Raw genomic sequence first — 14,683 nt, 5'->3', positions numbered from 1 at the left:
GTCAAGACCTGTCGGCGTTGCCCTTGCGCCACTGCTCCCACGGGATGTTCCAGTCACCGAGCCCGTCGGTGCCGGACAGCGTGCCGCCCGAGGTGTTCTTCACGATCACCGGGTCGCCGCGCAGCGTGTTGTTCATCACCCACAGCGCGTTGTCCGGGCTGAGGTTGAGGCAGCCGTGGCTGGTGTTGGTGTTGCCCTGCGCCCACATCGACCAGGGAGCCGAGTGGAAGAAGATGCCGCTGTAGGACATGCGCGTCGCATAGTCGACCGGGGTCCGGTAGCCGTTCGGCGAGTTGATCGGTACGCCGTAGGTCGACGAGTCCATGATGATGTGGTCGTGCTTGTCGGCGACGAGGTAGATGCCGTTGTCGGTCTCGTCACCCGGCTTGCCCATCGACGTCGGCATGGTCTTGATGACCTTCCCGTCGCGCTCGAAGACCACCTGCTTGGTGTTGTCGTCGGCGGTGATGATCATCTTGCGGCCGATGGTGAAATTCGTCCGCACGTTCTCCTGGCCGTAGAGACCGTCACCGAGGTCGATGCCGTAGGTGTTGACCGCGACCCGCACCTTGGTACCGGGCTTCCAGAACTCCTTCGGACGCCAGCGCACCTCGCTGTCGCTGATCCAGTAGAAGGCACCCTCCACCGGCGGGTCGGTGGTGACCTTGATCGCGCGCTGGGCGGCACGACGGTTCGGGATCGGCTCGTCGAACTTCACCGCGACCGGCTGGCCGACGCCGACGGTCTCGCCCGGGCCGGGCGTGAGGTAGGCCTGGGTCAGGTTGTTGGGGCTGCTGGTGGTGAACGTGACCTTCTTGTTCACCGCGCCGCCGATGCCGATGGCCTCGGTGTCGAGCGTGTAGGTGCGGTTGTAGCCGAGCGCCTCGGTGCTCGTCCAGACCGTGTCGTTGTCGGCGAAACGACCCTTGAGCGGGGTGCCGTCGGACTTGGTGATGAGGACGCGCTTGAGCGTGCCCTCGGTGGTCTTGACGGTGATGGGTGCGCCCGGGAGCACGCCGACCGAGTTGTCGGTGAGCGGCTTGGCACCGTCGGAGTCATCGTCCTCGGTGACGATCTCGATACCCGGCTTGAGCAGATCGTCGAAGAGGCTCGAGCTGGTCACATTGTCGCTGTAGGTCGGCTCCTGTGAGCACGACGTCACGAGTGCGATGACCGCGAGCAGAACACCACTGATCACCAGCGGCATCCGTCGAGAACGACCGATACCCATCTCTCTCCCGCCTGTGTCGACCAACTCTGTAGACCTGGTCGGCAGTTGCCTCCCCGAATCACGCACCAGTGTACGAGAATCCCGGACATACTCCCGCGTGCGTCATCTGTTCGTGGGCGTGTCCCGTTACAGACGCTCCCGCACGGTCGGGACGAATGCCCGGCGAGAACCTCCCCGACAAGACACGAGACGCCCCGCATTTCTGCGGGGCGTCTCGTGGATCTCTGTGCGCCATCAGGGACTCGAACCCCGAACCCGCTGATTAAGAGTCAGCTGCTCTGCCAATTGAGCTAATGGCGCTTGCGGTTTGTCGCTGTCGGGCTTGCCTCCCGGCGACGGGAAAGAACATTACATGACACTCTCGCCAGTTGTGAAATCGGCTGGTCAGAGAGGGTTTTTCGACGCTTTCCCGTCAATGCGACACCGCACCGGACACCCTCGCGCGACTCAGCTCACGATCTTGCGGACCACGAGCACGAGGACGAGCGCCCCCACGCCGGCGAACGTGTACTTCACCGCCGGGGTCTGGAGGGTGGCGAGCGCCCTGCTCTTCGCGTCGTCGGCGAGGCGCTGCGGATTCGCGCGTTCGGCCAGCGCGTCGAGCGTGTTGGCGAGGTCCTCGCGGGCCTTCGCGATCTCCTGCTCGATACGTTCGGTATCTCCGGCCACTGTGCATCCTTCCGGCGCTTCTCGCTGCGTCGTGCGCCCTGTGCCCACGCCCGCATCTGAACTGTCGAATCACCGCCGAACGGCGGCGTTTCGATGCTACGACATCCCCACGTCGCGGCAGGTGGCCATCGACTAGCCTGGCCTTCATGGCAGAGGTAACTCCCGCAGCGGAGGCACAGCGTTTGTCCGTCGGTGATCGCGCACCCGCGTTCACCCTGCCCGACGCGAACGGGAATCCGGTGTCGTTGTCGGATTACGCCGGCCAGAAGGTCATCGTGTACTTCTACCCGGCCGCGGCCACACCCGGCTGCACCAAGCAGGCATGTGATTTCCGCGACAATCTCGCGGGGTTGAACGACGCCGGCATCACCGTGCTCGGCATCTCCCCCGACAAGCCCGCCAAACTCGCGAAGTTCGTCGAGAAGGAGGGGCTGAACTTCCCGCTCCTGAGCGACCCCGAGAAGAAGGTCCTCACCGAGTGGGGCGCCTACGGCGAGAAGAAGATGTACGGCAAGACCGTCACCGGCGTCATCCGGTCCACGTTCCTCGTCGACGAGGACGGCAGGATCGCCCTGGCGCAGTACAACGTGCGCGCGACGGGACACGTGGCGAAGCTGCGCCGCGACCTGTCGGTGTGACCTCCGCGAAGAAGCGGTGAGCGAGAACGATGACGGGGGCGACCGAACCGCTGGTGCCGCGCAAGCGGCCCACCCAGGAACGCAGCAAGCGCAAGTTCCAGGCGATGCTCAACGCCGCACGCGAACTCCTGATCGAGGTCGGGTTCGAATCCCTGACGTGTGAAGAGATCGCGGCACGGGCCGAGGTCCCGATCGGGACCCTCTACCAGTACTTCGCGAACAAGTACGTCATCGTCTGCGAGCTCGACCGGCAGGACACCGTCGACGTTCGGGAGGAACTGACCGCGTTCGCCAACGAGGTCCCGTCGCTGGAGTGGCCGAGCCTGCTCGAGAAGTTCCTCGATCATCTTGCGGCCCTGTGGCGTAACGATCCGTCGCGGCGGGCGGTCTGGCTGGCGGTGCAGTCGACGCCGGCGACCCGTGCGACCGCGTCGGAGAACGAGCGGGTGCTCGCCGCCCAGGTGGCGCGAATCCTCGCGCCGCTCACGCCTTCCCAGCGCGAGCGACGCGAGATGATGTCACAGGTCCTGGTGCACACGGCGTATTCGCTGCTGAGCTTCTCCGTGCAGGACGGCCACGACCACGAGGAGACCGTGGCCGAGCTCAAGCGCATGCTCGCCGGCTATCTGCTCCTCGAGGAGTCGACGCACGTCTCGGGCTGACGGCCCGGTCCCGGCCGCTACCGTCCCTCGAGGATGGCAACCGCCGCGGCTGTGTCGCCGTCGTGGGTGAGGGACACGTGGACGACGGTGTCGCGCAGGTGTTCTCCGATCTCCCCCGACAACCGGATGGCCGGGCGGCCCCAGGTGTCGGTGACGACCTCGATGTCGCTGTGCCGGATCAGCGGGAGCAGCGGTGACCGCGAGAACCGGCTCACCGACCACGCCTTGACGACGGCTTCCTTGGCCGCCCAGCGGGCGGCGAGATGCCGTGCGTCGTCACCGGTCCCGGCCGCGGAGTCCCGACGTTCGCCGACCGTGAACCGGTCGGCGAACGTCGTGCCCGGCTGCCGGAGCTGTTCGGCGAACTCCGGGATCGACACGATGTCGATCCCCACTCCGAGAACGCTCATCTGCGAACGCTCATCTCCCGTGTCGCCACCCGTCTCACCCGCCGTCACGACTGCCCGTCGGCGCCAACGGTTTCCGTTCGCCCGTAGACGCCGGACTCGCCGAGCCGGGTCTCCGGGTCGAGCAGCAGTCCGGCCTCGGCGTCGTGCTCGTCGACCGATTCGTCGAAGCGACGGTTCGGCGGCCGCTGATAGGCCGGCTCACCACCGCAGAGCGTCTGCAGGAGGCGCTGGTTGCCCAGGCGCTCACGCTCGGCGGCGCGCTCGCGGTAGCTCTCGCGCTGCTCGGGGTCGAGGGAGGCGATGAACGCCTCGGGGTGGACGACCGCGATGAGACCGGACACGTGGCCGAAGCCGAGGCTGGTCAGCAGACCGGCCTTGAGCGGGAACCGCTCGCCCAGGCGCAGGGTCTCCCGGGCCCACACCAGGTGCGGGTACTCCTGCATCTTGTCGTCGACGCAGTCCAGGCTGCGGTTCGGCGGGATGACGCCGTCACGGAGCATCTGACACAGTCCGATCAGCTGGAAGGCGGCGGCGCCGCCCTTGGCATGGCCGGTCAACGACTTCTGCGACACCACGAACAGCGGAGCGCCCTTGCTGCGGCCGATGGCGTCGGCGAGACGCTCGTGCAGCTCGGACTCGTTGGGGTCGTTGGCCTTCGTCGACGTGTCGTGCTTGGAGATCACCGCGACGTCGTCGGCGGAGACACCCAGCTGCGACAGGGCGACGGCCAGCGGCGAGGACTGCGCACCGCGCGCGGCACCCAGGGCACCGAGTCCCGGGGCCGGGATCGAGGTGTGCACACCGTCACCGAAGCTCTGCGCCCAGGCGACCACACCGAGGACCGGCAGGCCCATCTGCGCGGCCACGTCGCCACGGGCGAGCAGGATCGTGCCGCCGCCCTGCGACTCCACGAAGCCGCCACGACGACGGTCGTTGGCCCGCGAGAACCGGCGATCGGCGATACCGCGCGCCGACATCTTCGCCGACTCGGCGGTGGCCGACATCGCGCCGAAGCCGACGATGCCCTCGATGCCGAGGTCGTCGAAGCCACCGGCGACCGCGAACAGCGCCTTGCCGAGGCGGATCTTGTCGACGCCCTCCTCGACCGACACCGCCGCCGTGGCGCAGGCCGCGACCGGGTGGATCATCGCGCCGTAGGAGCCCACATAGGACTGGACCACGTGCGCCGCGACGATGTTCGGCAGCGCCTCCTGCAGGATGTCGTTGGCGTTGGCCTCGCCGAGCAGGGTGTTGATGTAAAGGTCCCGCATCGAGGCCATCCCGCCCATGCCGGTGCCCTGCGTGTTGGCGACCAGGCCCGGGTGCACCCAGCGCATCAGCTCGCTCGGCGTGAAGCCCGACGACAGGAACGCGTCGACGGTGGCGACCAGGTTCCACAGCGCGACCCGGTCGATCGACTCGACCATGTCCGGGCTGACGCCCCAGCGCACCGGATCGAAGCCGGTCGGGATCTGGCCGCCGACGGTGCGCGACAGCGAGAACCGGCGCGGCACACGGATCTCGGTGCCCGCCAGGCGGGTCACCTGCCAGTCGCCGTCGGCGTTCTGCGAGATCCGGGTCTTCTCCGGGTTCGCCGCCGCGAAGGCGCGCGCCTCGGCCTCGGAGTTCACCGTGAAGGTCAGGTCCTCGTCGAGGAACACCGAGGTGAGCAGCGGCGAGGTGTTGTCGACCATCGCGCCGTCGTCCTCGTAGCGACGGATGCCGCAGCGCTTGACGACCTCGTCGTGGTACCGCTCGGCGATCTCGCTCTCCGGCACCGCCTCTCCGGTCTCGGTGTCGTACCAGCCGGGCTTGGGAGCCGAATCCCAGTGGATCAGGCCGGTGTTCCACGCGAGCTCGAGAACGCCCGCCGCCGAGAGCTTCTCGTCGACCTCCATCTCGAAGCGGGTGCGTGCCGAACCATACGGGCCGAGCTCGCCGGCGCCGACGATGACCACCAGGTCCTCAGGGCGGGCGTCGATCGACGGCCACTGCGGACGCAGCACGCGCGGGGCGCGGGCCGGGGCCGGGAGCGCGGCGACCGTCGCCGGCGCCTCGGTCTCGGCGTCGTCGGTCTCCTTCTCGGCGTTCGCCGCGGCGGTGGCCGCGAGCGCCTTGAGGTCCGTCGAGGAATCGAGCCCGCCGGTGAAGTCGGCGAGGATCGGGGCCTCGACGGCGGCGGCACGCTGTTCACGGGTGCACAGCGTCAGCAGGTTCGCGGCCATCTCGTCGGTGCTCCAGGTGCGCACACCGGCGGCCTCGACCGCCTCGACCATGCCGTCGTTGTGACCCATGAGACCGGTACCGCGGACCCAGCCGATGAGGGCGTGGGCCAGGGTGGTCCTCGAACCCCAGGACTCCTCGGCCGACCAGCGCTGGACCAGCGCGTCGAGGGCGGCCTTGCTCTCGCCGTAGGCGCCGTCGCCGCCGAACATGCCGCGGTTCGGCGAGCCGGGAAGCACCACGTGCAGGCGGGCCGAGATGTCGTGGTCGGAGTGGGCGTCGGCCAGGCCGGCGATGAGCCGCTCCACCGACCACAGCAGGACCTTCATCTCCAACTCGGCGCGCGCGCCGGCCTCGGTGAGGTCACCGGCGACCCGCGGGGCGGCGAACGGGAACAGCATGGTCGGCTTCATCGCCGGCTTCACGACGGCGGTGGTGCCGCCGAGGTTCTCGGTCTGCTCCCCCGCCACCCACGCGACGAGGTCGTCGACGTCGGCGTAGGAAGCCATGTTCGCCGGGGCGACCCACAGCGCGGCACCGGTGCGGGCGTTCTCCCGGTACAGCTTCTTGTAGAACGCCAGACGCTCGGAGTTCAGCTTCGAGGTCGTCGCGATGACGGTCGCGCCGCCGGCGAGCAGTCCGGCGACGACGCCCGAGGCGATGGAACCCTTGCTGGCTCCGGTGACGACGGCGATCTCACCGCTGTAGACGCCCTTGTCGGGGTTCTCGGCAGCGGCCGCGATGGCCTCGAAGACCCGTGCGTGCACGGCGTTCCCGGAGGCGAGCGCCTTGCCCTGCCACCAGGTGGCGTGTTCGGCGACGGTGGTGCCGGCCGCGGTGAACCGGGCGACGATCGTCTCGAAGTCGCTCTCGATCTCGTGCTCGTCGGTCAGCCACAGGCGCACGAGATCCTCGCGGGCGGTGGCCCAGCGGTCGTCGATCAGCACGACCTTCTGCGCGTCGAAGACCGGCGCGACGGTGCGGGCCCAGTCGGCGCCCAGTTCGGCGCTGACCAGCTCGGCGATCTCGGCATTCGGGTCGCCGGCGACCTCGGCGAGGTCGGTGACCTCGGCCAGGCCCAGCTTCTCCAGAATCGTGTACGCAGCCGACGCGAGCGCGCCGTCACGGCCGGTGAGCTGCTCGGTGAACTCGCCCAGCGCGGCCGCGTCGACGGTTGCGCCGCCGCCGGACTCGCCGGCCGGCTTGCTCACCGCGATGCCCTTCTCGGCACCCACCGCGACCACAGCGCGGTCGATGAGCGCGTCGAGCGCATCGGCGTTGGCGACGGGGCCGTCGAGCAGGTTGCCCAGTGCCTCGCCGCGCACCGAGGCGCCCTCGCGGGTGCCGAGGGCGAGCGCGACGGTGGTGTGCAGGCCCCAGCCCGGGCCGAGCTGCCAGACGTTGCTCACCCGGTCGGTGATGTAGTTCTGGCGCTTGCCGAGCGGACCGAGCACCTTGCGGATCTGGTCACCGACCGCGTCGGTGAGGACCGCGCCGAGCGGCTTGTAGCCGCGCGCAAGGGTTTCCACCGTCGACGACAGGGCGACCATGTCGGCCTCCGCAGCGCCGTCGATGGCGCCGAGGCCCAGCTCCCCGCCGATGTCGAGCAGCAGCTGGTTGCGACGCGAGGAGACGCCGTCGCACAGCGCCTCGATGGTGTCGGCGGCGCCGATCTGGTCGACGCGCATCTTGGTCCACAGCGCGATGACCGATTTCACCGCATCCGACGGGGTGAAGGCGATGTCGTCGGGGCGCGGACCGCCCGCGGGTGCGGTCGGTGCGGGAGCGGCAGGCGCCGGGGCGGCCGCCGGGGCTGCGGCCTCGGCCGGTGCGGATTCCGCCGCCGGGGCCTCGATCTCGTCCTCGTCGGGCTCGTGGCCGGCGTCCTTGGCGAGGATCACGTCCGAGTCGCGTTCGACGTTGACGACCTCGGTGGTGGCCGACGCGTAGGCGTCGAGCTTGAGGGTGTTGGTCGCCAGGCCGGTCAGGGTCGGTGCACCCTTCAGGCCGATCTCGACGAACCGCTGCACGCCCAGGCCGTTGCGCTCGGGACCGCTGAACAGCAGGTCCTGGGTCTCGATCCAGCGCACCGGGCTGGCGAACTGCCAGGCCAGCAGCTCGATCAGGATGACGCGGGCCAGCCGGACCCGATCGGCGCTCCACGAATCCCAGTCGGCGAGAACCGCGTTCAGCGGCTCCGAGGGCACGAGCGCCGCGATCTCCTCGACGAAGTCGCGTCCGAGGTTGAACAGGCGCGGCACCAGATTCGGGATGTAGCGGCCGATCAGGACGTCGACGTCGATGTCCTGTGGCAGCAGCTCCTCGAGCTTGTGCCGGAATTCCGGCACGCCGGCACGCAGCACGGTCGAGTGGAACGGCACATCGATGCCCGGGATCAGGATGAACGCCCGCTTGCCGCCGAATTCGGCGCGGCGACGGTCGATCTCGGCCTCCAGCGCTTCCAGGCCGCGGACCGTCCCGGCGATCGCGTACTGCGAGCCGAGCAGATTCAGGTTGACGACCTCGAGGAACTCGCCGATCTGATCGCCGAGACCCGAGACGAAGTCGGTCACCTCGTCATCGGCCATGCCGAACTGGCTCGGGCGGATGGCGGCCATGCGGTAATTGCTGCGGCCCTGCTCATCTCGCGGCACCAGGTGGTGCATCGCCTCGCCGCGCTGGAACACCACCTCGAGGACGGCCTCGAGCGGCAGCACACCGGCGCATGCGGCGAGCGCGTTGTACTCGCCCACGGAGTGACCGCAGGTGATCGCCCCCTCGACGAACCCGCCGGCCTCCTTGAGCTCGGCGATCTGCGCGACACCGAGGGTCGCCATGGCGACCTGCGTGAACTGCGTCAGGTACAGCACGCCGTCCGGGTGCTGGTAGGTGGTCCCGTTGGCGACCAGCGTCGTCGGGTTGTCGCGAACGACGGCCAGGATCGAGAAGCCCAGCGCCTTGCGGGTGTGCTTGTCGGCCCGGTCCCAGATCTCGCGGGCGGCCTTCGACCGCGACCGCGCGTCGAGCCCCATGCCCTTGGACTGGATGCCCTGTCCCGGGAACGCGTAGACGGTGCGCGGTGCGGCCAGCAGGCCGGTGGCGGTCATGACGAGGTTGTCGCCGACCTTCGCACTGACCTCGACGACCTCGCGGCCCTTGTCCAGGCCGACGCGGTCGACGCGCACGGTGAGGGTGTCGCCGAGGCGGACCATGCCCAGGTAGCGCGCGGTCCAGCCGACGAGCGGCCGCGGCGACGGGATCGGGTTCTTCGCGTCGGTGGCGGTGACGACCTGCTGGGCCGCGGCCGACAGCCACATGCCGTGCACGATCGGGTCGCCGAGACCGGCCAGTCTGGCGGCCGAGGCGTCGGTGTGGATCGGGTTGCGGTCACCGGAGACCACGGCGAAACCGTGCATCCGGCTCGGCGCGGTGATCGTGGCGGTGCGCAGCAGCTTGCGGGTCGCCGACCGCTCGTCGTCGAGCGCGCCGCCGGCCCGGAGCGGCTCGGTCAGCTCGGCGTCGCCCTGACGTCCGCGGATGGCGAACCGCTCCGCCAGGCTTGCGATCTGCCCGGCCGGCCCGACGATCTCGACCGAGACCTCGATGACCCGGCCCACGTCGGCGTCGCGGACCGCGCCGGTGCGCGCAGTGACGGTCAGCTCGACGGTCTCCGTGGGGATTTCGCCGGTGACGTGGATCGCGTGGTCGAGATGGACCAGATCGAGCAGGCCCTCGACGACGGGCACGCCGTCGTCGGTGCGGGCGGCGCCGATGACACTGAAAACGCTCGGCCAGCAGGCGCCGACGAGGGTGTCGGGCACCGCGAAGCCGAACGGTTCGGTCGGCGTGGTGGGACGCAGGTGCGGGGGCAGTGAGAAGCCGGTCACCGAGGCGTGGTCGGCGACGGAGTCGGGCTGCCAGGTGATGGTGGTCGTCGCGACGCCGTCGTTCACCTCGGCCAGCGAACCTCCGGCGGCGACCGTGAGGATCTCGCGCATGGCGGCGGAGGCGTGGTCGAGGCCGACGATCGGGGCGCCACCGTCTAGCAGTCCCGCACCGGCCAGCAGCGGGATGCGCACGGACGCACCGGAGATCGGGACGACCAGGTCGAAGCGCACCGAGTCGCCCTCGGCGTCGACCTGTTCGAGCACGGCGCCGGTGGGCGCGTGCTCGGCACGTTCGGGTGCGACGACCGACCACTGGTCGAGATCGCCGAGCAGCGCGACCGGGCTCGGGACGATGCGGCCCGCCCAACTGACATCGGCGGACTCCAGGACCGAGGTCAGCGCGCCGGCGGTGTCGACGACGCCCAGGCGGTGGCGCGAGGGGGCCTCGATCGCGCGCACCCCGGCGGTCAGCAGGTCGGTGACGACCTTCGCCTCGAAGCGGTCGAGCAGTTCACCGACCGGCTCGTCGACGCGGGTGATGCCGGCGACGGCCACCGGGCCGGGGATGATGCAGACCTCGTCGGCGCGGTACCGCGGATCGTGGGCCTGCCACAGCGAGTCGCTGCGCCACCAGCGGCGGACGTCCTTGTCGATGACCGGCACGAAGTTGACCGGCTTGCCCGGGGTGCGGCACAACTCGAAGAAGAACGCGACGTCGGCGGGATGCAGGATGTCGGTGTCGATCTCGGGGTAGACGCTGCCCAGCGCCTCGATGGCGGCATGCGGGTCGTCGGTGGTGGAGATGTCGGCGAACATGGTCGGGATCGGGCCCGAGTCCTTCGGGTGCATGCGCGCCTCGGTGCGCTGCAGCATCTCCACGAACCGCTGCTGCCAGGTGATGTCGGCCCACGGCAGGTGATCGCCGTTCGCATCGCCCACGGCCAGGGTGGCGTAGCGGTCGAGCCACTGACGGTAGGTCATGGTCTCGACGTCGCCGAAGTACGGCTTCGCGGTGACGGCCATCGCCGCGATGATCTCGTCGCGACGCGCGGCCACGGCCTCGGCATCTCCGGCGACCTCGTCGAGCAGGCGGCCACAGCGCGACGCGGCGTTGTCGACCTCGTGGATGTCGGCACCGAGCTGCGAACGGCCCGAGGCCATTCCGGCGGTGGCGTGACCCGCGCCGATCCACTCGTCGATGCCCGCGGTCTCGACGAGCATCTTCTTCACGTCGGGATTGGTGGTGGCCTCCTTGGTGGCCATCGCCGCGGTGCCGATCAGGATGCCGTCGAGCGGCATGACCGGATGATCGTGCGCGGTCGACCAGACACCGGTCAGGTACTCGCTGGCGCGTTCGGGGGTGCCGATGCCGCCGCCGACGCAGATGACCACGTTCGGGCGGGCACGCAGCTCACCGTAGGTGGCCAGCAGCAAGTCGTCGAGGTCCTCCCACGAGTGGTGGCCACCGGCGCGGCCACCCTCGATCTGGACGATTATCGGGTGATGCGGCACCTCCGCGGCGATGCGCACGACCTGGCGGATCTGCTCGACGGTGCCCGGCTTGAACGCGACGAAGCGCAGGCCGGCCTCGACGAACTCCTCGACCATGGCGACGGCGTCCTCGAGTTCGGGGATGCCGGCCGAGACGATCACGCCGTCGATCGGGGCGCCCTGGGAGCGGGCCTTCTGCACCAGGCGCTTCCCGCCGAGCTGCAGCTTCCACAGGTACGGGTCGAGGAACAGCGCGTTGAACTGCGCCTCGCGACCGGGCTCGAGCAGGTCGGTGAGCTTGGCGATGTTGCGGGCGAAGATCTCCTCGGTCACCTGACCGCCGCCGGCGAGCTCGGCCCAGTGACCGGCGTTGGCGGCCGCGGCGACGATCGCCGGGTCGACGGTGGTCGGGGTCATGCCGGCGAGGAGCATCGGCGACCGGCCGGTGAGCCGGGTGAACGCGGTCTCGACGACGGTGCGGCCGTCGGGCAGTTCCACGAGGGTCGGGGCGAAGTGCGACCACGGCGTGGGGACCTCGGGGACGCCGCCCGGGCTGAACAGGTTGCGCTGGCCGACGCGGAGCGCGGCCGGGACCAGGCCGACGCCCTGCCCACGGACCAGGGAGGCGGTCAGGCGGGTGGCGACGTCGGCGGGACCGAAGTCGAGGATCCACTTGGCACCGGCGGCGACGACCTCGTCGACCTCGGCCACCCAGTCGACGTGGTCGACCAGGATCGACTGCGCGTGGCGGGTGGCGAGCCCGCGGTCGATGCCGCACGCCTCGGCCCACTCCCCGACCAGCGCGACGGCCTCGGCCATCGTCGGATGGTGGAAGGCGACGGAGACCTGCAGGTGGTCGAACCTGGGCGCGAAGGGCGCGCCACCGGTCAGCTTGCGCTTGCGCCGGTCGGCCTCGGCGGCGGCGATACGCTCGCACAGCGCGACGAATCCGGCCAGATGACGCGGAGCGCCGGACAGCACCAGGGCGTTGCGGCTGTTCTTGATGGAGACGACCGGAGCGGTCGCGAGATCGCCCTCGGGCAGGCCGGCGCGGTAGTCGACGAGGATCTCGTCGATGCGCTTGGGCTCGACGTTGCCGACGGCGAGCATCGGGGTGCCGTCGGTGGTGATGCCGAGGCCCCGGCGGCGGGCGACGAGCGAGCCGGCGGCGCCGATCAGGTGGGCGATCGCCAGCAGCAGGCCCTGACCGCCCTCGGCGGCGTTGGTCTCGGCACCGACGGCGTCGATGGCGAGCGAGCCCTGGGAGTGCCCGATCACCGCGGTCGGCGGAAGCGCGGCGGTGTCGAGGCCCTGCTTACGCAGCGCCTCGACGGCGGCGAGCTGGGTCAGCAGGACCCCCGGGCCGGAGCGGGTGAACTCGGCCAGCGCGGTCTCGGAGGGGACCTCCTCGCCGGCGTCGTAGGCGTGCACCCAGGCCAGCGGATGGAAGCCGTTGCCGCGCGCGACGACGAGCTGGTCGGCGACCGGCTCGAGCAGGCGCTCGGCCGCCTCGACGATCTGGGCGACCCGGTGTTCGAGGTCCGCGTCGACGATCAGCTCGGCCAAGGTGGGAAGCCATGCGCCGCCCTGTCCGCCGAAACTGATCGCATAGGGCTCGCCCTGCGTGAGCCGGTCGATGAGCGTTGTGGTCGGGCGTTCGGCGTTGGCTGCGCCCTGCGAGCCGGTGCGGAACTGATCGACGGTCACGGGTACTCCTCTGTGGTGGTCTGTCTTCGGCGGTCGGCGGAGTGTCTGGTGGCAGGCGGGAGCGCCGCGGGTCTCATCGACGAGATGGTGTGCACCGTCGACGCCGGTGGCGTCGGGCGCGCGGGACCACGGCGGCCCGTCCGGGTTCGGACTAACGCACAACTGATGAACACGCCTGTCCGGCAAGGACATTGACGACCCCCGGCCCGTTGGGGCGACCCGTCGTCGGCGTGAACGTGGTCCCATGATGACACACGAAAGTGAGGGATTCCTCATGTTTCCGGGTGACCTGCCGGTATACCCGCGAGTAACCCGACGGGTAACTTGAAACACCATGTCAACGGCCATTTGAAGGGTTTCGAAACCCCCAGGCCAGGCGGCGTCGGCCGCCGCCCGGATCATGTCGAGGACACCCTCGGCGCACCGTTATCAAACCGTGATGTGACACAGGACACGTGTGATCGGGCCGGCGTGGCGACACCGCTGGCCACCGCACTCACACCCCGGCCCGGGTGCCCTAGAGTCGCCCCATGAGCAGTTGCATCTTCTGCGCCATCGTCGACGGCACGGCTCCGGGAAGGATCGTCTATTCCGACGACGACGTGGTGGGCTTCCTCGACATCCGCCCGGTCACCCGCGGGCACACACTGCTCGTGCCGCGCGCGCATTCGTCCGGTCTCGAGGACCTCGACCCGGCCCGCGGCGCGGCGCTGTTCCGCGCCGGTCAGCGGCTCGCGACCGCGATGAAGCGCGGTGGCCTCGCCGCCGACGGGGTGAACATCGCGCTCAACGACGGCCGCGCGGCGTTCCAGACCGTGTTCCACACGCACCTGCACGTGGTCCCCCGCCACAACGGCGACAAGCTCAGCTTCGCCAAGGGTTTCGTCATGCGCCGCGACCCGAATCCCGACGAGACCGCCGCACTGCTGCGCGCCTCGCTGGAGGCCGCCGGGTGAGCGGCGTGGACCGCACCGGTGGGACGGGCGCCGTCATCCCGGACGAGGTCGTCGGCGTCGTCCGGGATGCGGAGTGGATCACCGTGTTCAGCGGCGCGGGGATGTCCGCGGAGAGCGGGATCGCGACCTTCCGCGACGCGCAGACGGGTTTGTGGGAGACGTTCGATCCCTCCGAATTGGCCACGCCCGAGGCATGGAACCGCGACCCCGCCCTGGTATGGGGCTGGTACCGCTGGCGGGCCCGGGAGGTGCTCGCGGCCGAACCCAACGCGGGACACCGTGCGCTCTCCGAGCTCGGTTCGTCGCGCACCGTGATGGTGGTGACGCAGAACGTCGACGATCTCCACGAGCGGGCCGGAAACCATGTGGTCAGTCATCTGCACGGCAGTCTGTTCGCGCCGCGGTGCTCGGTGTGCGGCACCCCGTACGACGGTCCGGACGCGCACCCCACACCCGCCGATCCCGACACCGAACACATCGAGCCGCGTGTGCCCCCGCCGACGTGCCCGCGCTGCGGCGGCGCGGTCCGACCCGGTGTCGTGTGGTTCGGCGAGGCGCTGCCGACCGACGACTGGCAGCGTGCGGATCAGGCGTTCCGGGCCGCCGAGGTGGTCATCGTGGTGGGCACCAGCGGGATCGTCTACCCCGCCGCGTCGCTTCCGGAACGTGCTGCGCGCGAGGGTATCCCGGTGATCGAGTTCAATCCCGCGGAATCGGCGGTGTCGGCCGTGGCGACGCACAGCCTGCGGGTGTCGGCCGCGGTCGGACTGCCGGCGCTGCTCGAGGCGCTCGCCGAGGGATAGCTGGGC

8 protein-coding genes and 1 tRNA gene are annotated in these 14,683 nt (G+C 70.0%); 4 read left to right on the top strand and 5 right to left on the bottom strand.

Annotated elements, in window-relative coordinates:
* Position 1: 1 nt before the first annotated feature.
* The 3 genes from ABFT43_RS19000 to ABFT43_RS18990 form a co-directional block, all read right to left on the bottom strand.
* Positions 2-1,207 (bottom strand): L,D-transpeptidase, encoded by a 1,206-nt coding sequence (locus ABFT43_RS19000; protein WP_347961930.1) that lies wholly within the window; start codon positions 1,205-1,207, stop codon positions 2-4.
* Positions 1,208-1,458: 251 nt separating this feature from the next.
* Positions 1,459-1,531, bottom strand: a tRNA-Lys gene (locus tag ABFT43_RS18995).
* 147 nt (positions 1,532-1,678) lie between these two features.
* Positions 1,679-1,900, bottom strand: a complete 222-nt coding sequence (locus tag ABFT43_RS18990; protein WP_347961856.1) for a DUF3618 domain-containing protein — start codon at positions 1,898-1,900, stop codon at positions 1,679-1,681.
* A 146-nt stretch (positions 1,901-2,046) separates the two neighbouring features.
* Here ABFT43_RS18990 and bcp point away from each other — a divergent pair, with 146 nt between their 5' ends.
* The gene (bcp, locus tag ABFT43_RS18985) at positions 2,047-2,538 is read left to right on the top strand and encodes a thioredoxin-dependent thiol peroxidase (RefSeq protein WP_347961855.1); all 492 of its coding nucleotides are present in this window, start codon (positions 2,047-2,049) and stop codon (positions 2,536-2,538) included.
* A 29-nt stretch (positions 2,539-2,567) separates the two neighbouring features.
* Positions 2,568-3,200, top strand: a complete 633-nt coding sequence (locus ABFT43_RS18980) for a TetR/AcrR family transcriptional regulator (RefSeq protein ID WP_347961854.1) — start codon at positions 2,568-2,570, stop codon at positions 3,198-3,200.
* 17 nt (positions 3,201-3,217) lie between these two features.
* On the opposite strand, the gene acpS is transcribed toward ABFT43_RS18980, so the two are convergent.
* Positions 3,218-3,610, bottom strand: coding sequence for a holo-ACP synthase AcpS (acpS, locus tag ABFT43_RS18975; protein WP_347961853.1), 393 nt, complete (start codon positions 3,608-3,610; stop codon positions 3,218-3,220).
* A gap of 44 nt (positions 3,611-3,654) precedes the next feature.
* Entirely contained in the window at positions 3,655-12,918 is a 9,264-nt protein-coding gene (locus ABFT43_RS18970) for a fatty acid synthase subunit beta domain-containing protein (RefSeq protein WP_347961852.1), read from the bottom strand.
* 530 nt (positions 12,919-13,448) lie between these two features.
* Between ABFT43_RS18970 and ABFT43_RS18965 the strand changes: the two genes are divergently transcribed.
* Positions 13,449-13,874 (top strand): HIT family protein, encoded by a 426-nt coding sequence (locus ABFT43_RS18965; RefSeq protein WP_347961851.1) that lies wholly within the window; start codon positions 13,449-13,451, stop codon positions 13,872-13,874.
* Positions 13,871-14,677 (top strand): SIR2 family NAD-dependent protein deacylase, encoded by an 807-nt coding sequence (locus tag ABFT43_RS18960; protein WP_457590183.1) that lies wholly within the window; start codon positions 13,871-13,873, stop codon positions 14,675-14,677. The genes ABFT43_RS18965 and ABFT43_RS18960 overlap by 4 nt, the downstream gene beginning before the upstream one ends.
* Positions 14,678-14,683: the final 6 nt, after the last annotated feature.

It is taken from the genome of Gordonia aurantiaca (genome assembly GCF_039939235.1).
GTDB lineage: Bacteria > Actinomycetota > Actinomycetes > Mycobacteriales > Mycobacteriaceae > Gordonia.
This window is presented reverse-complemented; position numbering and strand designations above follow the sequence as displayed.

Excerpts from the sequence above, each read along its gene's own strand:
- ABFT43_RS19000 (WP_347961930.1), bottom strand. The coding sequence starts at position 1,207 with ATGCCGCTGGTGATCAGTGGTGTTCTGCTCGCGGTCATCGCACTCGTG.
- bcp (WP_347961855.1), top strand. The coding sequence starts at position 2,047 with ATGGCAGAGGTAACTCCCGCAGCGGAGGCACAGCGTTTGTCCGTCGGT.
- ABFT43_RS18980 (WP_347961854.1), top strand. The coding sequence starts at position 2,568 with ATGACGGGGGCGACCGAACCGCTGGTGCCGCGCAAGCGGCCCACCCAG.
- acpS (WP_347961853.1), bottom strand. The coding sequence starts at position 3,610 with ATGAGCGTTCTCGGAGTGGGGATCGACATCGTGTCGATCCCGGAGTTC.
- ABFT43_RS18965 (WP_347961851.1), top strand. The coding sequence starts at position 13,449 with ATGAGCAGTTGCATCTTCTGCGCCATCGTCGACGGCACGGCTCCGGGA.